The sequence below is a fragment of the Lysobacter sp. A421 genome (assembly GCF_054052145.1).
The window spans coordinates 1,144,209-1,164,182 of record NZ_JBSVRL010000001.1; the positions used below are offsets into that span (position 1 = coordinate 1,144,209).

Here is a 19,974-nt window from a genome sequence, read left to right on the forward strand (position 1 = left end):
CGGCAACAAAAAACCCCACCGAAGTGGGGTTTTCTGATTTGTCCGACAAGGTAGTCGTCGAACGATGTTGGTGCCCGGGAGAGGACTCGAACCTCCACGGAGTTGCCCCCGCTAGCACCTGAAGCTAGTGCGTCTACCAATTCCGCCACCCGGGCAAACCGCAAGCCAATCTGGCTGTGCGGGCCGCGTATGTTGCGGTGCGCGGAAAGTCTTGTCAACGCCCCGCGTGCGAATAAGATTCCCGAAAAGTGGGATAATGCATCCGGGAAGGGCTCGACGGGCCGCTCCTGCCATCGCAGTTGATGCGCGCCCGATTCAGAGCTAACTTCAACCCACCACGACAGATTCCCGCGGACGACGCGCGTTTTCGATGCGTCGTCCGCATTGCTTTTGGAGCCATGAAGCATGAACGCTACCACTACCCCGCCGCTGTTGCTCTCGCGCTTGGACTACGAGCGCCTGGAGTCCCTGCTCGAGCAGCCGCTGGCACAGGGCCTGAACACCGACGCATTGCGCCACGAGCTCGATCGTTCCGAATTGCTCGAGCCGGCCGAGATGCCCGATGACGTGATCACGATGAACTCGACCGCCCGTTTCCGCGACGTCAACAGCGCCGCCGAGCGTGAGCTGACGCTGGTCTACCCGAAGGACGCCGACGGCAGTCCGGAGAAGGTGTCGATCCTGGCGCCGGTCGGCAGCGCGTTGCTTGGCCTGCACGTGGGTGCGGTCATCGACTGGCCGGTGCCCGGTGGCCGCACGATCACCCTTGAAGTCCTTTCGATCCGCTACCAGCCCGAGGCTGCAGGCGAACTGCACCGCTGAGGCCGTCGCACCCAATGACTGATTCCGTACGGCCCGTTTTCCACGGTTACGAACAAGTCCCACTGCGTGAATATGCCGAGCGCGCGTACCTCGATTATTCGATGTACGTCGTGCTGGACCGCGCGCTGCCATTCCTCGGCGACGGCCTGAAACCGGTGCAGCGGCGGATCATCTACTCGATGAGCGAACTGGGACTCAACGCGGGTTCCAAGCCGAAGAAGTCGGCACGCACCATCGGCGACGTGATCGGCAAATACCATCCGCACGGCGACAGCGCCTGCTACGAGGCGATGGTGCTGATGGCGCAGCCGTTCTCGTACCGCTATCCGCTGGTCGAGGGTCAGGGCAACTTCGGCTCCAGCGACGACCCCAAGTCGTTCGCCGCGATGCGCTATACCGAGTCCAAGCTGACCCCGATCGCCGAGGTCCTGCTGGCCGAGCTGACCCAGGGCACGGTCGACTGGGTTCCCAACTTCGACGGCACTCTGGAAGAACCGTCCTGGATGCCGGCGCGGTTGCCGCATTTGCTGCTCAACGGCACCACCGGCATCGCTGTCGGCATGGCCACCGATGTGCCACCGCACAACCTCAACGAGGTGGTCAACGCCTGCATCCGCCTGCTGGAGGATCCGGACGCGACCACCCGCGACCTGTGCGAGCACGTGCTCGGCCCGGATTACCCGACTCCCGCCGAGATCATCACTCCGCGCGCTGACCTGCTGCAGATGTACGAGACCGGCCTGGGCAGCGTGCGCGCCCGCGCCGTGTACGAAAGGGAAGGTCCCAACATCGTCATCACCGGCCTGCCCCACCAGGCCTCGCCGGGCAAGATCATCGAGCAGATCGCGACCCAGATGCGGGCCAAGAAGCTGCCGTGGCTGGAGGACATCCGCGACGAGTCCGACCACGCCAACCCGACCCGGATCGTGCTGATCCCGCGCAGCAACCGGATCGATGCCGAGCAGTTGATGGGGCACCTGTTCGCGACCACCGATCTGGAGAAAAGCTTCCGGGTCAACATGAACGTGATCGGCCTGGACGGCCGCCCACAGGTCAAGGGACTCAAGGCGTTCCTGACCGAATGGCTGACGTTCCGCACCGACACGGTGACCCGCCGGCTCAACCACCGGCTGGCGAAGGTCGAACAGCGTCTGCACCTGCTGGAAGGGCTGCTGGTCGCGTTCCTCAACCTGGATGAAGTGATCCGCATCATCCGCAGCGAGGACGAGCCCAAGCCGGCGCTGATGCAGCGCTTCTCGCTCAGCGAGGAACAGACCGACTACATACTGGAAACCCGCCTGCGCCAACTGGCGCGACTGGAAGAGATGAAGATCCGCGGCGAGCAGGACGAGCTTGCCCGCGAGCGCGAGCAGTTGATGGCGATCCTGGGCAGCAACCGCAAGCTGAAAAAGCTGGTCAAGGATGAATTGCTGGCCGATGCGAAAAAATTTGGTGACGCCCGGCGCTCGCCGCTGGTCGCACGCGGTGCCGCACAGGCGCTGTCGGAAACCGACCTGGCGCCCAGTGAGCCCATGACCGTGGTGCTCAGCGAAAAGGGCTGGGTGCGTGCGGCGAAAGGGCACGACGTCGACGCGGCAACGATGAATTACCGCGACGGCGACCAGTTGCTGGCATCCACCCGCACCCGCAGCAACCAGCAAGTCGCGTTCCTGGATTCCGCCGGCCGCAGTTATTCGACCGTGGTCCATGGCCTGCCCTCCGCGCGCGGCAACGGCGAACCACTGACCGCGCGTTTCTCCCCCGCCGCGAAGACGTCATTCCAGGCTGTCGCCAGTGGCGACAACGATCAGCGTTTCGTACTCGCCAGCTCGCACGGCTATGGCTTCGTGACCCGCTTCGAGAACCTCACCAGCCGCAACAAGGCCGGCAAGGCGATGCTGTCGCTCACGCCCAACGCCAACGTGCTGCAACCGGCCGCGGTGAGCGACCTGGCGCAGGACCGCGTGGTCGTGGCAACCAGCGCCGGCCACCTGCTGGCCTTCCCGGCCTCGGAGTTGCCTGAGCTCGACAAGGGCAAGGGCAACAAGCTGATTGATATCCCCCGCGCCAAGCTGGGCACCGAGCACGTGGTCGCGGTGGCCGTGGTCGCACCGGGGGCATCGCTCAGCGTGAAGTCCGGTGCGCGCACGATGACGGTGACCTGGAAGGATCTGGAGGCCTACCTCGGTGGACGCGCGACGCGCGGCGGGTTGTTGCCGCGTGGGTGGCAGAAGGTTGAAGGGCTGTCGGTCGAATAGAGCGTCCATGATCCAGGCAACGTCAGCTCGCAGGAATCAAGCCGCCAGTCATCTATCTGCAGGAGATCGGTACCAATGCTTGGCGTAAGCCAGCGAGCCCCACAGCGCCTGCGCGTGCGCGGTTTTGGCCAGCGCCGGGTCCAGTGGTGTAGCCCGCAGTCGTTTTGACGCCACGTCATAGCGATACTGCTGCGGTGGCTTTTGCGGCTGCAGCACCACCACATTCTCGCCCTGCATCCATGCGAAGTTGCCGTCGTACTGCATCAGCGCGCGACCCGGCCCTTGCAGCGCCGTGTCGCTCAGATCGCGGCCATTCATTGGCGTGGCATCACCGATACCGATGAGTGACAGCAAGGTTGGCCCCAGATCGATCTGGCTGGCAATCCGGTCATCGCGTCGCGGGGCGATGCCCGCGCCCAGGATCAACGCGGGGATGTGGAAATTATCCACCGGCACCAGGTCCTCGCCGAACACGCGCGAATCGTGATCGGCCACCACCAGGAAGACCGTGTCGCTCCAGTAATCGGATGCCATGGCTTGCCTGAAGAACTCGCCCACGGCATGGTCGGCGTACTTGGCCGCGTTGTTCCGGGTCGGCTTCGGTTGCTCGTACAACGCGATGCTGCCATCGGGGAACTCGAACGGATCGTGGTTGCTGGACGAGAACACCAGGCCGAAGAACGGCGTGCCGGCTGCGTGCAACCGGGTGAATTCCTCGTCGGCACGGGCGAAAAGGTCTTCGTCGCTGACGCCCCACGAACCGGTGAACGCCGGATCGGAATAGTCCTTCTGTTCGATCACGCGGCCAAAGCCATTGCCGAAGAAGAACCCACGCATGTTGTCGAAGTGGCTTTCCCCGCCGTAGTAGAACGTGGTGTCGTACCCATGCCCGCGGAGGGTTTGCGCCAAGGTGTAGAACCCCTGTTGCGCTTCGGGCTGCTTCACCACTGCCTGCGCCGGCGTGGGCGAGAACCCGGCGACCACGGCCTCGATGCCGCGCACGCTGCGGGTGCCGGTGGCGTACATCCGGGTGAAGGTCCATGCGCTTTCGCTCAACCGGTCCAGGTTCGGCGACAACGGCAGGCCGCCGAGGTGGCCGATGAACTGCGCGCCCAGGCTTTCCTCCAGCACGATAACGAGGTTCTTCGGCTCGCCCGTGTAGCTCGGCACGCGCGCGGCCAGCGTGGGGATGCTCGCGTTGGTGAAAGCGCTGACGGGCAGGCCACTGGCTGCGCGCACGGCGGCCACCACCGCCTCGTCCGGCAGCGCGCCGTACAGATCCACGGCGCTGTCCTCCTGCTTCAGCCACCGGCGCGCGGCCGTGGCCAGTGCATAAAAGGAATTGAGCGGTAGCTGGTTGACCAGGGGATTGGCACAGAGCGCGACCATCGCCGGGTTCAGGGGTCGATGGCCCAGGGTGGAGCGCACGCCCAGCACCGAGAGGCACAACACCAGCACGGCGAGCACTGCCCGCAATCCCCACGGCGCGGCGGGTGGCTGGCGCGCAAACAGGCGCCACGCCAGTTTCCACCCCAACCACAACACCATGGCGACCGCGATGGGCGCGAGAAGCAGTTGCAATGGTCGGCCGTGCCACAAGGTGGAAAGCACCTCGTGCGGATAGACCAGGTATTCGATGAACAAGCGGTTCGGGCGCAGGCCGTATTCGCCCATGAAGCCCGGCGTGGCCAACTCCAGCAACAGCAACAGCGCCATGCACGTCGCCAGCCAGAGCGATGCAAGCGCGTGCACCGGGCGGCACGCCGGCAGTAGCAGCAATACGACGGCCGGCAGCCCAAACATCAGGCACAGCGTAGCCACATCGACACGCACACCCTGCAGCAGCACCGTCGTCCAGCCGTGCGTCTGGTTCACTGCATCGAATTGCCACAACGCCAGTCCCAGCCGCGCGGCACTCAACAACAGCAACCCCGCAATGAAGAACCACACCACCGGCCAGACCGGCGCAAACATTCTCGACAGCATCAGCACACCCGCGCCGCATCAACGCGGCGGGGTCAGGTTGATTGGCGAGGAGTCGGAAGCCGGTGGGCGTGGTGTCGGAAAATCGTCGGAACGCCCGTTGCGGCAAGCGGCCAGCAGGTCGAGTTCCGGCACTCGCGCCGAGGTCTGCACGTCGAACAGCCCAAGCACGGTGGAAAACAGGTTGTCATGGCTGGCCGGCCGCGCGGATCTGTCGCGCAGGCAGGACCGGTCGAGTTTCACGTCAGCGGCGAACTGGGGCGAGAACCACATCACCATCGGTACCCGCAATTGCTCTTGCGGCGCAATCGCATAGGGCATGCCATGCAGGTACAAACCGTTCTCGCCCAATGATTCACCATGATCGGAGAGATAGATCAGCGCGGCGTCGTACTCATCCACCTGGTGCAATCGGGCAATTGCCTGCGACAGCACGTGATCGGTGTAGAGCACGGCGTTGTCGTAGGCATTGACGATCTCCTCGCGCGAGCAGCGGCCCAGCTCCGGCTTTTCGCAGGCAGGCAGGAAGCGCTTGAATTCCGGCGGATAGCGCTGGAAGTAGCTCGGGCCGTGATTGCCCAGCATGTGCAGGACGATGAGCTTGTCGCCGCCGTCTGCATCGACTTTTGTCGGCATGTCCTTCAGCAGGATTTCGTCGAGACAGCGCAGACCATTACAGAACGCGGGATCGCTGGACTGGGCCACTGATTCGAACTTCAAGCCATCGCATACGCCCTTGCAGCCGCTCTGGTTGTCCCGCCACAGAACATCTACGCCAACACGCTGCAGGACGTGCAACAGCGACTGGTGCGCACGAATCTGCTCTTCGTCGTAATCGCGGCGGCCATAGGGCGAGAACATGCACGGCAGCGAGACTTCGGTGCTGCTGCCGCAGGCCTGCATGTCACCGAAGTTCACCACGTCCTGGCGCGCCAGTTCCGGCGTGGTCTGGCGCTCATAGCCATTCAGTCCCCAGTTCTGCGCCCGCACGGTCTCACCCACAACCAGCACCAGCAGGCGCGGCTTGCGCGTTGCCGCCAGCGGAATCTGGTGGGCGTCCTCGGCGACGGGCAACAGCGGCGCGTTTGCCTTCGCCGGACGCGAGAACACCAGGTTGCCAAGGCCATACAGATAGTTGCCCGGCGTGACCAGGTAACGCACTTCGTGCTGGTTGCGCATCAGCGATGACACATCCTTGAAGGACAAAGCCGCTGCAATCATCATCAACACCCACATCAACAGCAGGAACCCGGCACGTACCATCAAGGCTTGCGTCATCGGGCGCCGCACCACTTCCACTCGCGACAACAGCGCGCCGGGCAAGCCCGCATACAACAGCAAGTGCAGGCACAAACCAGGCGTGAGCAGCTCGCGCGATTCGGCCCAATCGGTATGCAGCACGTTGCGCAGCATGTCCGCATCCACGTACACGCCGTAGGACTGCATGTAATACGTCGCACAAGCGGTGACGACGAACAGCACCATCAACATGGCTTTGGCCCACGGCCGGGCCAGCATCACGCCCAGCAACAAGCCGTGCAAACCGAACAACAATACGAACAAGGCCAGCGCCAGCCGCCACTGCTCCCAGCCATGTGTCAGCGCCGCGTGCCAGAACGGCAGGTTGCAAGCCAGGGCGAAGTAGCCGCTTGCCAGCATCGCCAGCACTTCCACCGTGACCTGCGGCCGCCAGTGCCGGACCGCGCCCGGCACCCTGGGCAAGGACACCGATGCAGGCAACGCCACGCTGCTCATGCCGTACCCCCGGCACCACGCGAACGAAACATCAGCAGGTACAGGCCCAGCGCGATGGACCAGCAGATCATCGCGGTGAACACGTCATGCGAAAGGAAATGCGCGCCACGCAGTTGCTGGTCGATACCGAACAACAGGCCCAGGCCAATACCAATAGCCAGCCCCCGGAAGCGGCACGTCGGCTTCACCGCGGCGAAGAAGAAGAACAGCGCCAGCCACGCATAACCGGCACTGGCATGTCCTGCAGGAAAGCAGCGCCCAGGCGTGTCGGCACGCATCTGCAACAACCCGTGGTAGGCGCGCGTGCCGCCGTAGCGCGTCAGGTCCCATGGACAATCCATGTGACTGAACGACTTGAGAGCCGACACCATTCCAGTACTAAGCAGAACCGCCAGCGCGAGGTACCCCAACGGCCTGCGCCAGGCGCCCCACTGCCTGTGCAGCAGTGTTGCCAGCCACGCCATCAGCACGCCCAGCCAAGCCAGGGTCGATGCCCAGCGCCCGCCGGTGTGCAGCACACGCTCGCTCAGCCAGTGCGACTGCAGCGCCCAGCGCCCGCCCTCCCAGGCATACACATGGTCGGCCAGCCACAGATCGCCATGCAGGCCCAATAGCCATGCAGACAACAACAGGAATGCCGCGAACGGCAACCACCACAGAACTGCAATTTCGGAACGCATGCGTACACGACCACGAGGAGACCTGCCGCGCATGTTCGCGATGGCCGCGTCGGAAGCCGGTAGCCGCCACGTCGGAAGCCGGTTCAGGCACTGTCGGAACCCCGTCGGACACCGGTATGAATTCGGTTAACCTGCGAGCGACGAAATTCCGACATGCTCCACCCCACACTGCGCGATTGTCCCAAGCTGACTTTCCGGAATCCCCATGCGCCTGTTGGTCATTGAAGACAACCGCAACCTGGTCGCCAACCTGTTCGCCTATTTCGAGGTTCGCGGCCACGTCCTGGACGCCGCGCCAGACGGCATCACCGGCCTGCACCTGGCGCTCACGCAGTCCTATGACGCGCTGATCCTGGACTGGATGTTGCCGCGGATGGACGGTCCGGAAGTGCTGCGCAAACTGCGCGATGACGGCAACAGCGACGTGCCGGTGATCATGCTTACCGCACGCGATGAGCTGCCGGACAAGATCGTCGGCTTCCGCGCCGGTGCCGACGACTACCTGACCAAGCCCTTCGACCTGCCGGAACTGGAGATTCGCCTGGAAACCCTGCAGGCACGCATGCAAGGCCGCATGCGCCGCACGGTTCTGGAAGTGGATGACCTGCGCCTGGACTTGTCCACCCTTGAAGCCAGTCGCGCCGGAAAGCCGGTGCACCTGTTCCCGGCAGGACGGAAATTGCTGGAAATGCTGATGCGCGCCAGCCCTGCAGTGGTGACCCGCGAACAACTCGAGTCCGCTCTGTGGGGCGACGATCCGCCGGATGGCGACATGCTGCGGTCCCATATCTACGAGCTGCGTCGTGAGGTGGACGGGCCGTGCGCGGCCAAGCTGATCCAGACCCTGCCGCGGGTCGGCTATCGCCTCGCGCGCCTGCCGGCCCAGGGTGGACGGTGATGAAGCTTCCCAAGCCGCATAGCCTGCGCCGGCGCATTACGCTTTGGCTGCTGCTGTTCGCCACCGCGTTGACCGTGGCCATGGTCGCCCAGGGCACGGTGGTCATCGAGTACGTCGAGCGCATAGTGTGGAGATCGCTGATGACGGTAGAGCTGGACCACTTCATCCAGCGCAGCCAGGACGAACCCGGCTACCGCTGGGACGACACCAGTGGCTTTGTCGTCTATGTCGGCGTCAGTGATCCAGACCTGCCGCCCGCCCTGCGCGGACTGGATGAAGGTTTGCACGACGATTTGCTCGTCGGCGATACCAGCCACGTCGTGCTGGTGCATGACGACGCCGGTACCCGGTACACGTTGGCGATGGACATCGAGCAGTTCGCCATCGACGAGTCCGGTTACGAGCTTCTCACCGTCCTCGCCGCCGTCCTGTTGTTGCTGGCCATTGGCGTGGCCACCGCCCTGGGCGTCAGCCACCTTCTTCGGCCTCTGAGTCGCCTGGCCCAGCGCATCGGCGCGATGCGGCCCGAGCAGGGCATGGATCGCATCGAGCTTGAACCGGGTGCGGGTTCGGAACTGGTCGTCATTGCCGATGCGTTCAACGGCTACCTGCAGCGCAACGCGCAGTTCGTCGAGCGCGAGCGCACCTTCGTCAACACCGCAAGCCATGAACTGCGCACGCCGGTGGCGGTGATCAACGGCGCGGCCGAACTGGCGCTGCAGGCGAATGCCGACCCGGCGACGATGCAACACCAGTTGCAGCGCATCCAACGCAGCGCGCGCGAGATGGAACAGCTGATCATCCTGCTGCTGGCCCTGGCCAAGGACCCGGCGCGACTGGCGAAGATCAACAAGCCGCTGGCGCTGGACGCACTGCTGCCCCAGATAATCGACGATCACCAGCACCTGACCGCGGGCAAGTCGCTGCAGTTGTGTCTGGCGCCAACACCGCACTGCGAGATCAACGCGCCGCCGGGCATTGTCCGCGCCGCGGTCGGAAACCTGCTGCGCAATGCCATCGAGAACAGCGACAACGGCCGCATCGACATCCGCCTGCAGGACGATGCCACCATCGTCATCCACGACCCCGGCCACGGCATGAGCCCTGAACAGATCAGCGCGATCTACACGCGAATGGCACGCGTCGGTGGCGGTGGTGGTGATTCAGGCATCGGGCTGGAGCTGATTTCGCGCCTGTGCGAGCACTTCGGCTGGCGGCTCGACCTGCAGTCCGATTCGACGCACGGCACCACCGCAGTCCTCAAGTTCACGAGGTAACCGAGCAGGTGCTGGTGCAGGGCACGCTCGAGAGTGGCGCGGCATTCTCGATCCACTATCGCGGCGGCGACTCGCGCGGGCTCAACCTGCTGTGGGAGATCAACGGCACGCAGGGCGACACCCAGGCGACCGACGCCAGCGGCCACGCCCAGCTCGTGGACCTCGCGGCGAGGGGTGGCAATGGCGATGCCCCTAAACTGGCGCAGCTGATGCCGCCTGCCAACGCCTACGAGGGCTTGCCGGACAACGCGACCGCACGCAACGTGGCGCGCATCTACGCCCTGCTCGCGCAGGACATCCGGCAGAGAACGCGACGGGCGCCAGGCTTCGACGACGCCGTCGTGCTACATGAACTGGCGGATGTGATCGAGCGGTCGGCTGCCGAGGCGGAGCCGGGACTCTAGATCGACCCGCTACTGAAAGCGGGACACGTCGCACGGCCTGCGGACATCCACGCCAGTGTCCGCTTCGGGTCGCGAGCGACGCGGCAGACCGGCTTCCTTCAATCGCAGACGGCGACAGTCTTCGACCGCTGATCGATCAGAACCACCGCATCCTGGAGCGCATGTGCACCGACGAGCAGTTCCGGGAATTGTGCGGAGACGCGTACCTCCACGTCGGAAACGCTTACCTCTCCGATCCGGAACGGCCCATGCACCGTGGCGCGCTGGGTCTCGATCTGGCCATTGGTGAGCTGTGCGCGGCCTGCCTGCTCCAGCGGACCCGCAGCGACCTTCTCGTACAACGCCTGGGGAAGCACGAAGCTGATATTGGCACCCGTATCCAGGTGTCCCACGGTCTGCAGTGCACCGATCGACACCGGTATGCGAAAAGCGCGCTCATAACCGAGGGTATTATTTCCAGACGCCGACAGTCGCAGCGCACGACTGAACGTCAGGGTCTTGCGTGGGTAATCGATAACCAGCAGCCCGTCAGAAAAGAACTCGCGCGCGATGATCCCCGAGAACACTGCATCCGGAGCGTTGCGGCTGTTGTAGTCGCGCGCGATGACCTCTAAATCGCGTCGGACAACGCCGCCGAGCTCAAGCGAGTCCAGGTGGGTCGTCTCCACGTTCGCGCTTTTTACCCCGTCCGACGTGGTGGTCTCTCCATGCATCGACAGGCCCAGCAAAGTGACCAGACTGGCATCCGCACGGGCCATCCCACTTGCACCTGTATCAACCGCGAATCGGAATGGCCCGCGCCCATTGACCCGGGCCTGGACGTAGATGCGCCCGTCCACGGTTTCAAACGGGACATGCACCAGCGCGTCCGACGATGGAACGTCCGCGAGCGCGCAGGCATCGTCCAGTACTGTTGGAACAGGAGTCGCTGCTGTTGCGACAAATACCGCGGCCAGCAGGGTGGACACCGCCACGACCTTTCCAAGTGCAACGACGCAGCGGGCGCTGCTCCTTTGCTCACCGTGCGCCGGCAGGGTCGGCGTCGTGCGATCGGGTCGGGCCTTACTGTCGAGCGGATATCGTTGAGGCATCGGACTTTCCTTATAGAAGGCGAAACTGCGGGTCTGCGTTCGCGATGGCCGGGCGCAGGAGCTGGAGCGGTTCTGAGCTGGGTCGCGCACGAGCAGGCTGCCCGCTACGCGTCCCGAGAGGGAGCACAATGCGATGAAGCAGGCGCATGGCCGACGGAGGCCGGAAAATTCGGACTAAAAGAGCGGAGGCTCTGCCACTTGGGCCGACTTTTTTTTGACGAGCCCGCTATCGAAGGCTCGAAAAATCACCCAAGCTTGTTTTCAGGCCGACGTCCGCTATCGGCCACAAACGGACATGGACCAACGCCAGAGTTCAGCTGAACCGCGAAGCCGCTTCGGCCTGAATAAATTGTCAGACCTGTTCACTGAGCAAACTGGACGGAGCAATGCCGAGGAGACGGATGTCTGAGTTAAGGACGCATGCTCCTGGACCTTGGTGGGTCGAGGACTGCCAAGATCAGACGTAACGCCTGACCGGATCCCCACTGCATGGAAGGCACGGCATTGTGCCGCACACTAGCAAAAGAGGCCGGGCCACGAGCAGCGTCATCCGCTGCGCTGCCTCGCACACCAAAGGCGACACGCCGACGCGCCCTTTACTGGCGGGCGGGCCGTGCGCGTCAACCATCGTTGTGTTGCGTAGCCGCGCGACTTTGCGCGAACTCCGGGAAGGTCTCCGCTATCGGCGCCGCATCCGGCAAGATGTAGAACACCCCACCCCGCTCGAACGTCGGACTGATGATCCGCTCGTAAAACTCGGGCGAGACGTTGATGCAGCCATGACTGATGCGGTTGTCGTCAGGCGAGGACGATGCAAGGCGTTCGGCACGTTTCTCGGCCGGGACGCCAGTAGCGGTAGGGTGGATGGAGACTGCGGAATCGTAGTCCACCCACAGCACGCGGCCAGCGTCGATTGACGGACCGAAACCGCCCACAAAGCGACCAGCGGGCGTCGTGCGATCCCGGCCCGGAATCTCGCGGAGAGCGAGACCGGCGATGCCGGGGGCCGAATGGTCGCCGATCGCCGAGCCAAAGAGCCCGGGGGCCGCGCCGCGAAGCCGGCCGTCGCCATCGAACACCAGGATCTGTGCGGCGGCCTTGTCTATGACCGCAAACGGATAGCCTTGGTTGTCGTTGGCTGCGACAACCCAGCCCGCGAGCTCAACCACCGTGCCGGACACATCCTGGCCTCGCGGAAGCTGGTCGACGGCGGCGACCGGTTGCGCGGCGGCATCCTCGGCGCTGGCCACGCCGAAGCTCGCGGACGCCAGGGCCAGCACCAGCGCACCAAAAGCGGCCCGGATCGCAGGGTGTGTGCACGTATTGATAGGGCGGTTCCTTGGAACGAAGACTGGGCGAGACTAAGGAGACCGGTGACCAGCACAAGGCCACCGGGTCCCAGTTCAGGCCGTCCGTCGCGAAGTGCGAGGGCGACTAACCTCGCGGCGCGCGGACCGGCGCCGCTTCGAGCTGCTGGACGCGGCTTTCCATTTGATCCAGCCGCTGGTTGGCCTGCTGCGCGGACTGATTGGCGGATTCGGCGCTCTGGGCGGCGCTCTGAACCCTCGTGTCGAGTTGATCGAGGCGTGAGTTGATTCCTGCAAACTCGTCAGCATAGGTTGCGCAGCCGGCAAGTCCCACGGTGGCGACGATCGCCACGCCGAGCGTACGCGCCATCACCAGATGTTGTTTGGTCACAAACATTTCAATGCTCCTTCGTCGGGGGTATCGGGACTAGTCTGGCGTTGGCATACGTAGATAGATTGTGAAGATGTGGCAACTCGTGAGAGTTGCGGCTTGAATCCATCAGTCTCCGCGAAAACTCGCAGCATTTGATCGACTATCACAACCGCAGTCACCGATCCCCACCCAAGATGAACAGTAGACCTTAATACGCGAGCCGTTTTGCACCGACTGATCTTCAGAGACTTCTTCGACTCCTCCCCATTCATCAGCAAGGAAAGCTATACCGGCCCCTCCAATGCGTCTAGGCGGTCGACATAGTCTCTCCCGGCATATCATTACTGCACCGTGCGCAATGTCCGCTTCGGGTCGGAAGCGGACATCGGCTGATCGACATCAGCGGACTTGGGAGCTGCGTGCTTTTCCGGCCACGCCTGGAGCCGACCTCGCCCCGCTACCGTTCCGTAAACCCACGCGGTCGGACTCCCCTGCCCCCAAGCCAATCCACTTAACGAGCTTTGCTGCTCGTTGATATGCTCTCGCGGCGCGTTCGCGCATTCAGGGGAAAGGGGAAGATATGACGAGTCGAAGCATTGGGCTGCCGCTCGTGGCGGCGGTTCTTGTCTGCGCGTGCGGTGCCGCTCACGCGGCGAAGGACAGGCCGGAGGGCCACGATCCGTCGCAAGACGAACTACTCTCGAGCATGGCGGTGCACGCCGCCGCCGCGCATGACCGGCTCAAGAGCCAGATCACCTACGGGTACATCAACGTGGGTGCCACCGCCGCCAACGCCACGAACAACCTATACGCGAGCACACCCGGACTGTCGTACGGCAGCGCAGCTGCCGCTGGCCTCGCAGGTGGCCTGATCGCCTCCGCGCTCATCAATGCCGAGGCCAAAGCCTCAGCCAAGAACCAGGTCCGGGATGCGAACACGGAGTTCGAACGTGCCCAGTGCAAGCTGTCGAACACCGACGCATTGTTGGGTGCGATCGAGCGCAGCGTTGGTGGCACGCCATGGGGTGCGGGACGAAGCGTCCAACGCCATGTGCTCGCGCAAGATCAGTCGGTGGACGATCTGGTGCCGCAGGACGAGCCGCGTTACGAGCTGGTGGCGACCTACAGCATGACGCCGGACTATTCTGCGCTGGTCACCTCGGTCGCGCTGGCCGCGTACTCGTCGCAACTGCCAGGGGCGCCGACGCGCTGGCAGAAGAAGCCAGCGTGGAGCGATGACCTTGTCGTGGTGTCAGACGTCGTCCCATTGGCCGAGAAGACCCCGGAAGACGTTCGAACCGCAATCTCACGCGAGACCACGCGCTACGCGGACAGTGGCGTGTACAAGCTGATCCAAGCCGCCAACGCGGGCGATCGTACCGCCCGCCGCGCCGCCAGCGGATTGCTCAGGACCCACCAAGCGCGCATGCGCGATGCCAAGGGACTGGAGTGGACACCGCGCGAAGCGGCTGCTGCGCGCGCGCGTGCATGGACGGCCGACGACTGCAGCCTGGTTCGTTCGGCGCTCACGCAAGGTGCGACCGACATTGAGACGCTGCTGAGCCGCCTGTTTGCAGGTTCACTCCCCGCCCGCGTAGAAACGGGTGTGACGGTGGTGCCACTGCGCAACGATACCGATCGTGTTGTACAGGTGCGGCCAGATGGACAGTACGTCGCACGCGCCGTCGATGCCGACGCACCACTCGGCTGGCGTTACTCGTGGTACCCCGAGGAAGAAACGCCAGACGAGGCGTCGGCGGAGTAAGCCAGGTGCAGGGCTCTGCACGCGCGGGGCCCTGCTTGATCCGCCCAAGATCGGCTTCCCGCCAGAAGCGGCCACCCTCTGCTGACAGGTCGACTGTGCCGTCATGCGCGTTCACCCAGAGGTTGGCCAATTGGCCCACTTTTCGCGGAGGTCAAGCAGCCTGCGTAGATGGCCTTTCGCAGCCCGATGTACGCCCCCACATAGGTACTTGGATGCCAACTCCGCTGGCACAGGAAATGGACATGGACATTGGAATCATAGGTTCGGGGAACATCGGCAGCACTCTCGCGCGCCACCTCAAGGGCCTCGGTCACCAGGTGTCGATCGCCAACTCGCGCGGCCCTGCGTCGCTGACGGCGCTGGCCGCGGAAACGGGCGCAACCGCAGTGACGGTGGAGCAGGCAGCGCGCGCGCAGGACTTGGTCATCATCACTGTCCCGGAGAAAGCGGTTCCGCAACTGCCGCGCGATAGCCTTGCCACCTCATCGGCTGTGGTTGTCGACACTGGGAACTACTACCCGTCGCGCGACGGTCACATCGCCGAGATCGATGGTGGATTGACCGAAAGCGAATGGGTCACGCGGGTGCTCGGTCGACCTGTCGTCAAGGCATTCAACAACATAGTCGCCAGTAGTCTTGCGTCACGCGGCGCGCCAGCGGGCACGCCAGGGCGCATCAGCCTTTCCGTCGCCGGTGACAATAAGCACGCCAAGGAGTTGACGCTGGGCTTGATCGACGCGATTGGCTTTGATGGCGTCGACGCCGGATCGCTCGCTGACTCCTGGCGGCAGCAGCCAGGGACGCCGGCGTACTGCCAGGATTTGGATGCCGCGGGACTTGAAGCGGCCTTGGCGAAGGCGGACGCCGCGCAGATCCCGGCATACCGCGCGCAAGCGGATGAAGCCGCCCGCCCCTATTTCTGAGGGCGCTCGGCATCTGTAGTCACCCGACGCAGCACTCGGCTAGGTCCGCTATGGGTCGGGAGCGGCCGCTGAACTGACGTCGGATTTCGGAACTGATCGAGATCGTATCCCACAACGGGAATCCGATCTTCGATCAGGACGTGCCGCCCGACATCATGGCGCCGCGCTCGCGGAAACGGGAGCCGCACTACTCGACTCCAGCAACTGCCTGATGACGGCTTCGGTACGCTCATAGTCGCCTTCCCCGAAGTGTCGATAGGCCACTCGACCATTCCGATCGACGAGATACAGTGCCGGCCAGTAGCGGTTACCGTAGGCATTCCACGTCCTGTAGCCATTGTCCTGGGCAACGGCGTATTCGATCCCGAAGCGCTTCACAGCGGCTTCGACGTTCTTCGTGCTTTTTTCGTATCCGAATTCCGGCGTGTGCACGCCAACAACGACGAGCCCCTTGTCCTGATAGCGTTCGTGCCACTTTTTCACATACGGCATGACCCTGATGCAGTTGATACAGGAATAGGTCCAGAACTCCACCAATACCACTTCCCCCCGCAGCTCTTCCATCCTGAGCGGCTCGCTGTTGATCCAGTGGTTGATGCCGGTGAATTCGGGCGCAAGGGGGACCGATTCCGAACGGGTATCTACCGCTGGATCCGCCTGCGCACCAGGGGTGCAGGCGACTGCGAACAGGCAGAAGCTCAAGGTGAAGACAAGTCGCTGGAACATGATCAGAGTCCTGTGGAAATGGAGGGAAGCCACTGCGTGGCCCAGGCAGTGAAAAGAACGTCGTATTGGAAGAGCTGAAGGAGTGCGAAGGCGATGGCGACGGCGCCAAAAATTTTTCGGAACAGATTTGCGCGGCGGTTGAAGAAGCCCAGGCGCGAGGACACCCACTCGCCCCCGTAGGCAATCGCGAGCATCGGGAGCCCAGCGCCTATCGCATAAGCTCCCAGCAGGACGGTCGCTTTTCCTGGTTCTTGCGAGCTGGCGGCAAGCGCCAGCACGGAAGCCAGAATCGGACCGGCACAGGGCGCCCAGGCAAGGCCGAGGGAAACACCAACCAGAAGCGCACCGGCCTTTCCAAAGGCTGATCCCAGACGAGGTGATACGAATCCCCGCGAAGGAAGAAGCGCACGGCCTTTCTGCACCAACCAGTCGAAGGGTGCAGGCCACAGGCAGAACAGACCGGCAGCGAGCAACAACACGATCGCGGCCGTACGGATGCTCTGTTGCAGTTCGCCAGATGACGCTGACAACGCGCCGATCAGGATGCCACCCGCCGCGAAGGTGGAGACAAAACCGACAATGATCAGCAGAGGCTCCACCCTGCTGCGACCCGCCGTGGTGGCGAGCACGATCGGTAACACCGGCAGGATGCAAGGTGATGCGATGGTCGCCACGCCGGCCACGGCCGCGAGCACATAGGCAATCATTGCCAGGCACCGGTAATGGCAACGAGGCCGTTGGTCACTGGAATATGCATCAGATTTTCCTTGAATGGCCTGAGCTATGCGGAGCGCCCAGCGCGCTCCGCATAGGATTCAGTCAGCGCAGGGACTTGAAGGCTGCGCGCATTTCTTCGGCGAACAGCTGCGGCTCTTCCCATTGGGCAAAGTGGCCACCCTTGTCGACTTCGTTGAAGTACATGAGCGTGGGGTAGGCCTGCTCTGTCCAGCTGCGCGGCGCGCGATAGATCTCACCGGGGAACACCGTCACTGCCACCGGGACCGTAATCTCAGCGGTCCGCTGCTCCACGGCGTTGAAGTTGTTGGTGTTGTTTTCCCAGTACAGCTGCGCGGACGATATGGCGCTGTTGGTCAGCCAGTACAGCGTGATGTCGTCCAGCATTTCGTCCTTGGTCAGCGATTTCTCGGCATCACCGCCGCTGTAAGTCCACTGGTTGAACTTGTCGAAGATCCACGCGGCCAGTCCGGCCGGCGAATCGGTGAGCCCATAACCAACCGTCTGTGGCCGGGTCGCCATCATCGCGCCGTAAGCGCCGTTCCTCTGGAAGAAATAGCTCAGCGCGTCGTAGGCGGCCTTCTCTTCCGCCGACAATCCCGCTGGTGCCGGATCCCCGACACTCATGGCTCTGGCTGCCGCGGCAGGTACGGTCGCCGGCATGTTGACGTGGATGCCGAGCAACCCCTTCGGCGCCTGGCGACCCATCGCGTCGGCAATCACCGAGCCCCAGTCACCGCCCTGGGACACGTACTTCTTGTAGCCGAGACGCTTGACCAACACGTCCCAGGCCTTCGCGATGCGGTCCGGATCCCAGCCTTCTTCCTGCGGCTTGCCGGAAAAGCCATAGCCGGGCATCGACGGAATGATCACGTCGAATGCATCTTCGGCTCGACCGCCGTGAGCGGTCGGGTCTGTCAGCGGGCCGATCGACTTGGTCAACTCCAGGATGGAGCCCGGCCACCCATGAGTGATCAGCAACGGCATCGCATCGGGATGACGCGATTTGACGTGGATGAACTGGATATCGATGCCATCGATGTTGGTCACGAACATCGGCAACGCGTTCAATTCGGCTTCGACCTTGCGCCAGTCGTAGGTGGTTCCCCAGTACTTGACCAGGGCCTGCAACTTCTCCAGTTGCACGCCCTGGGATTCATCGGACACCGTTTCCTTTTCCGGCCACCGTGTTGCCCGCACGCGCTGACGCAGGTCGACCAGCTGTGCCTCGGGAACGTTGATGCGGAACGTCCGGATAGCGCTGCTCTCGGACGGAGCAGACACTCCAGCTTCGGGTGCGGCGTAGGCGCCGCTGGAAACCGCAAGCAAGGGAATTGCGAGTGAACCTGCTGCGGCAATGGCGAGCAAACCGCGCCGTAGTTGACCTGACTTCCGCATGACTACTCTCCTGGGTGATTGGGATCTGCGACAGGCAGATTCGATTGCAATCACACCAGAGCGGATGGGCGGCATCTATTGCACGATGGTGCCGCTCGATACCAAAGCATCATTCGGCGCGGCACGACCCTGGAAAATCGGCTGGCGCGCTTCGAACAACGCGACCTTGCCTTCAACACTTGTCTTCACCCACGCAAAGTGGCGCCGTAGAGCCATTTCGAGGCCGCCGACGGTGTCATTCTGGTTGCTGAAAATTCCCTTGCGGTTGTAGACGTTCATCAACGCCCGGCCGAAGCTGTTGTGGTGGGCGCTTTCGCCCAGGATCGTCGCGCCGAACAACACGCCATCGGATTTGAGGTGCGGCTTGAGATTGGCGAACACCCTGCTCTTCTCGGCCATCGGACGTGGCAAGCAGTGAAGCAGGTAGAGCATGGATACTGAGTCGAATGCCTCTCCGGGAGGTTCGACCAGAGGCATCATTGCGTCATGCTGGATCACTTCCGTGTGAGCACGCCCCCATCGTCGCCGGGCCGCTTCCAGGCTGCTGGCGTTGAGGTCCATCAAGGTAAGTTGAGTGGACTCTGGCAACTGCGCATTTGCAGGGTAGAAGCCGGTACCGACTCCCACATCCAGATGACGGACACCAACGCGCTGCCGGAAGAACGGAAGCAAGACGGAGTCGGTGGAGCATTCCCACGCATGGCGGTTGGAGATGCCCAACACCCACCAGTCGTAGAGCTTGAGGGTAGCGGGCGAGTAGATCCCTGCGCCCTGTTCGGTATGGAGAGCCATTTGCTACCTGCTCACAGCCGACCTTCCCGAACCAGGCGTTCCCTGGTCGACTGGATATGGGCTTCACCCTCGCGAAGTGCTTCCGGCGTGGTGTGGACCGAGTAGTACCCGGTCACAAGACCGTGTTGGTGCGGTGACGCCGATCCGAGGATGAACTCCGCATCGGTCAATGCTTCGAATTCCACTGCGTTGCCCGATGGCTCGAAAGCCACAAGATCTCCATGCGTCAACTCATCAGGGGTTGCTATCACGCCTGCCGATATGGCGACCCAAAGGATCGTGTGGCCTTCTGGTGGGTGATAGGTCCAGCGCTCTCCGGCCTTCAACAGCACGGCGAGATAGTTCATCGGCGAAGGGGGCGTCAGGACGCTCGATACGGACTCATGGCTACCCAGGAGCACGCGAACCCGGTCATCTCCGCGGACCTCGCCGGGGAGCTGGCAGATGCTGGTCGTCGGGCCCAGTTCCAGTTCAGGCGGCAATGCGATCCACAGTTGGAAACCGCGCGTCCGCGTCGCCTTGTCCAGGCCGCCGCCGTGCCACATGCCGCGTCCGGCCTGCATCCATTCGACACCGCCCGCCGGCAACGTGCCACGTACATTGTCCGGGTCGATGTAGCTCAACGCGCCTTCCGCGACGTAGGTCAGGGTGACAATCCCCGAGTGGGGATGAAGCGGGCCTTCGTACGGCGCACCGTCATGATCAAACAGATCGAGGAATACGAAAGGCTTCAGCAACTGGCCGAAATCGGACGGACTCATCAGGCGCGTTACCGGACCCTGCGTCC

At 63.4% G+C, this 19,974-nt stretch carries 18 protein-coding genes and 1 tRNA gene; 7 read left to right on the forward strand and 12 right to left on the reverse strand.

Translation table 11 applies throughout. The features are described 5' to 3' along the window. Positions 1-68 precede the first annotated feature (68 nt). Positions 69-155, reverse strand: a tRNA-Leu gene (locus ACW7G6_RS05175). Positions 156-405: 250 nt separating this feature from the next. Here ACW7G6_RS05175 and rnk point away from each other — a divergent pair. Further along, the gene (gene rnk, locus ACW7G6_RS05180) at positions 406-822 is read left to right on the forward strand and encodes a nucleoside diphosphate kinase regulator (RefSeq protein WP_456961888.1); all 417 of its coding nucleotides are present in this window, start codon (positions 406-408) and stop codon (positions 820-822) included. Positions 823-836: 14 nt separating this feature from the next. Next, positions 837-3,080, forward strand: coding sequence for a DNA topoisomerase IV subunit A (gene parC / locus ACW7G6_RS05185; RefSeq protein WP_456997674.1), 2,244 nt, complete (start codon positions 837-839; stop codon positions 3,078-3,080). 48 nt (positions 3,081-3,128) lie between these two features. Here the strand turns inward: parC and ACW7G6_RS05190 are convergent, their stop codons facing one another. From ACW7G6_RS05190 to ACW7G6_RS05200, 3 genes are read right to left on the reverse strand one after another with little or no spacing between them, the layout of a single operon-like run. Then, a complete protein-coding gene (locus ACW7G6_RS05190) occupies positions 3,129-5,066 on the reverse strand; it encodes an LTA synthase family protein (protein ID WP_456979779.1) in 1,938 nt (645 codons plus the stop codon). A gap of 18 nt (positions 5,067-5,084) precedes the next feature. Further along, positions 5,085-6,818, reverse strand: a complete 1,734-nt coding sequence (locus ACW7G6_RS05195; RefSeq protein ID WP_456997675.1) for a phosphoethanolamine transferase — start codon at positions 6,816-6,818, stop codon at positions 5,085-5,087. Continuing rightward, positions 6,815-7,498, reverse strand: a complete 684-nt coding sequence (locus ACW7G6_RS05200) for a phosphatase PAP2 family protein (RefSeq protein ID WP_456979781.1) — start codon at positions 7,496-7,498, stop codon at positions 6,815-6,817. Before ACW7G6_RS05200 ends, ACW7G6_RS05195 begins: the two co-directional genes overlap by 4 nt. Before the next feature lie 205 nt (positions 7,499-7,703). Here ACW7G6_RS05200 and ACW7G6_RS05205 point away from each other — a divergent pair, with 205 nt between their 5' ends. The 3 genes from ACW7G6_RS05205 to ACW7G6_RS05215 are packed head-to-tail and all read left to right on the forward strand — an operon-like array spanning position 7,704 to position 10,077. Continuing rightward, positions 7,704-8,396: a response regulator transcription factor gene (locus ACW7G6_RS05205; protein ID WP_456979782.1), complete on the forward strand. Its 693-nt coding sequence runs from the start codon at positions 7,704-7,706 to the stop codon at positions 8,394-8,396. Further along, complete coding sequence (locus ACW7G6_RS05210) at positions 8,396-9,673, forward strand: sensor histidine kinase (RefSeq protein ID WP_456979783.1); 1,278 nt, start codon at positions 8,396-8,398, stop codon at positions 9,671-9,673. Before ACW7G6_RS05205 ends, ACW7G6_RS05210 begins: the two co-directional genes overlap by 1 nt. A gap of 14 nt (positions 9,674-9,687) precedes the next feature. Beyond that, the gene (locus tag ACW7G6_RS05215; protein WP_456997676.1) at positions 9,688-10,077 is read left to right on the forward strand and encodes a hypothetical protein; all 390 of its coding nucleotides are present in this window, start codon (positions 9,688-9,690) and stop codon (positions 10,075-10,077) included. A gap of 98 nt (positions 10,078-10,175) precedes the next feature. Here the strand turns inward: ACW7G6_RS05215 and ACW7G6_RS05220 are convergent, their stop codons facing one another. The 3 genes from ACW7G6_RS05220 to ACW7G6_RS05230 all read right to left on the reverse strand — a co-directional run bounded on the left by ACW7G6_RS05220 (position 10,176) and on the right by ACW7G6_RS05230 (position 12,872). Further along, positions 10,176-11,045, reverse strand: coding sequence for an aspartyl protease family protein (locus ACW7G6_RS05220; RefSeq protein WP_456979785.1), 870 nt, complete (start codon positions 11,043-11,045; stop codon positions 10,176-10,178). Between the two features lie 743 nt (positions 11,046-11,788). After that, positions 11,789-12,445 carry a hypothetical protein gene (locus tag ACW7G6_RS05225; protein ID WP_456979908.1) on the reverse strand — a complete coding sequence of 219 codons (657 nt, stop codon included), beginning with the start codon at positions 12,443-12,445 and terminating at the stop codon, positions 11,789-11,791. Positions 12,446-12,602: 157 nt separating this feature from the next. Beyond that, entirely contained in the window at positions 12,603-12,872 is a 270-nt protein-coding gene (locus ACW7G6_RS05230) for a hypothetical protein (protein ID WP_456979786.1), read from the reverse strand. A 556-nt stretch (positions 12,873-13,428) separates the two neighbouring features. On the opposite strand from ACW7G6_RS05230, the gene ACW7G6_RS05235 reads away from it, so the two are divergent. Continuing rightward, the gene (locus ACW7G6_RS05235) at positions 13,429-14,613 is read left to right on the forward strand and encodes a hypothetical protein (protein ID WP_456979787.1); all 1,185 of its coding nucleotides are present in this window, start codon (positions 13,429-13,431) and stop codon (positions 14,611-14,613) included. A gap of 236 nt (positions 14,614-14,849) precedes the next feature. Next, complete coding sequence (locus ACW7G6_RS05240; protein WP_456979909.1) at positions 14,850-15,536, forward strand: NADPH-dependent F420 reductase; 687 nt, start codon at positions 14,850-14,852, stop codon at positions 15,534-15,536. Between the two features lie 153 nt (positions 15,537-15,689). Here the strand turns inward: ACW7G6_RS05240 and ACW7G6_RS05245 are convergent, their stop codons facing one another. The 5 genes from ACW7G6_RS05245 to ACW7G6_RS05265 form a co-directional block, all read right to left on the reverse strand. Then, positions 15,690-16,262, reverse strand: a complete 573-nt coding sequence (locus ACW7G6_RS05245) for a thioredoxin family protein (protein WP_456979788.1) — start codon at positions 16,260-16,262, stop codon at positions 15,690-15,692. Between the two features lie 2 nt (positions 16,263-16,264). After that, the gene (locus ACW7G6_RS05250) at positions 16,265-16,969 is read right to left on the reverse strand and encodes a cytochrome c biogenesis CcdA family protein (protein WP_456979789.1); all 705 of its coding nucleotides are present in this window, start codon (positions 16,967-16,969) and stop codon (positions 16,265-16,267) included. Between the two features lie 112 nt (positions 16,970-17,081). Next, complete coding sequence (locus tag ACW7G6_RS05255) at positions 17,082-18,395, reverse strand: epoxide hydrolase family protein (protein WP_456979790.1); 1,314 nt, start codon at positions 18,393-18,395, stop codon at positions 17,082-17,084. 75 nt (positions 18,396-18,470) lie between these two features. Then, positions 18,471-19,187: a class I SAM-dependent methyltransferase gene (locus ACW7G6_RS05260; RefSeq protein WP_456979791.1), complete on the reverse strand. Its 717-nt coding sequence runs from the start codon at positions 19,185-19,187 to the stop codon at positions 18,471-18,473. Positions 19,188-19,198: 11 nt separating this feature from the next. After that, complete coding sequence (locus ACW7G6_RS05265) at positions 19,199-19,948, reverse strand: pirin family protein (protein ID WP_456979792.1); 750 nt, start codon at positions 19,946-19,948, stop codon at positions 19,199-19,201. Positions 19,949-19,974: the final 26 nt, after the last annotated feature.

Bases quoted from the DNA above. Each gene is read 5' to 3' on its own strand.
- rnk (WP_456961888.1), top strand. From the start codon at position 406: ATGAACGCTACCACTACCCCGCCGCTGTTGCTCTCGCGCTTGGACTAC.
- parC (WP_456997674.1), top strand. From the start codon at position 837: ATGACTGATTCCGTACGGCCCGTTTTCCACGGTTACGAACAAGTCCCA.
- ACW7G6_RS05190 (WP_456979779.1), bottom strand. From the start codon at position 5,066: ATGCTGTCGAGAATGTTTGCGCCGGTCTGGCCGGTGGTGTGGTTCTTC.
- ACW7G6_RS05195 (WP_456997675.1), bottom strand. From the start codon at position 6,818: ATGAGCAGCGTGGCGTTGCCTGCATCGGTGTCCTTGCCCAGGGTGCCG.
- ACW7G6_RS05200 (WP_456979781.1), bottom strand. From the start codon at position 7,498: ATGCGTTCCGAAATTGCAGTTCTGTGGTGGTTGCCGTTCGCGGCATTC.
- ACW7G6_RS05205 (WP_456979782.1), top strand. From the start codon at position 7,704: ATGCGCCTGTTGGTCATTGAAGACAACCGCAACCTGGTCGCCAACCTG.
- ACW7G6_RS05210 (WP_456979783.1), top strand. From the start codon at position 8,396: ATGAAGCTTCCCAAGCCGCATAGCCTGCGCCGGCGCATTACGCTTTGG.
- ACW7G6_RS05230 (WP_456979786.1), bottom strand. From the start codon at position 12,872: ATGTTTGTGACCAAACAACATCTGGTGATGGCGCGTACGCTCGGCGTG.
- ACW7G6_RS05235 (WP_456979787.1), top strand. From the start codon at position 13,429: ATGACGAGTCGAAGCATTGGGCTGCCGCTCGTGGCGGCGGTTCTTGTC.
- ACW7G6_RS05240 (WP_456979909.1), top strand. From the start codon at position 14,850: ATGGACATGGACATTGGAATCATAGGTTCGGGGAACATCGGCAGCACT.
- ACW7G6_RS05245 (WP_456979788.1), bottom strand. From the start codon at position 16,262: ATGTTCCAGCGACTTGTCTTCACCTTGAGCTTCTGCCTGTTCGCAGTC.
- ACW7G6_RS05250 (WP_456979789.1), bottom strand. From the start codon at position 16,969: ATGATTGCCTATGTGCTCGCGGCCGTGGCCGGCGTGGCGACCATCGCA.
- ACW7G6_RS05255 (WP_456979790.1), bottom strand. From the start codon at position 18,395: ATGCGGAAGTCAGGTCAACTACGGCGCGGTTTGCTCGCCATTGCCGCA.
- ACW7G6_RS05260 (WP_456979791.1), bottom strand. From the start codon at position 19,187: ATGGCTCTCCATACCGAACAGGGCGCAGGGATCTACTCGCCCGCTACC.
- ACW7G6_RS05265 (WP_456979792.1), bottom strand. From the start codon at position 19,948: ATGAGTCCGTCCGATTTCGGCCAGTTGCTGAAGCCTTTCGTATTCCTC.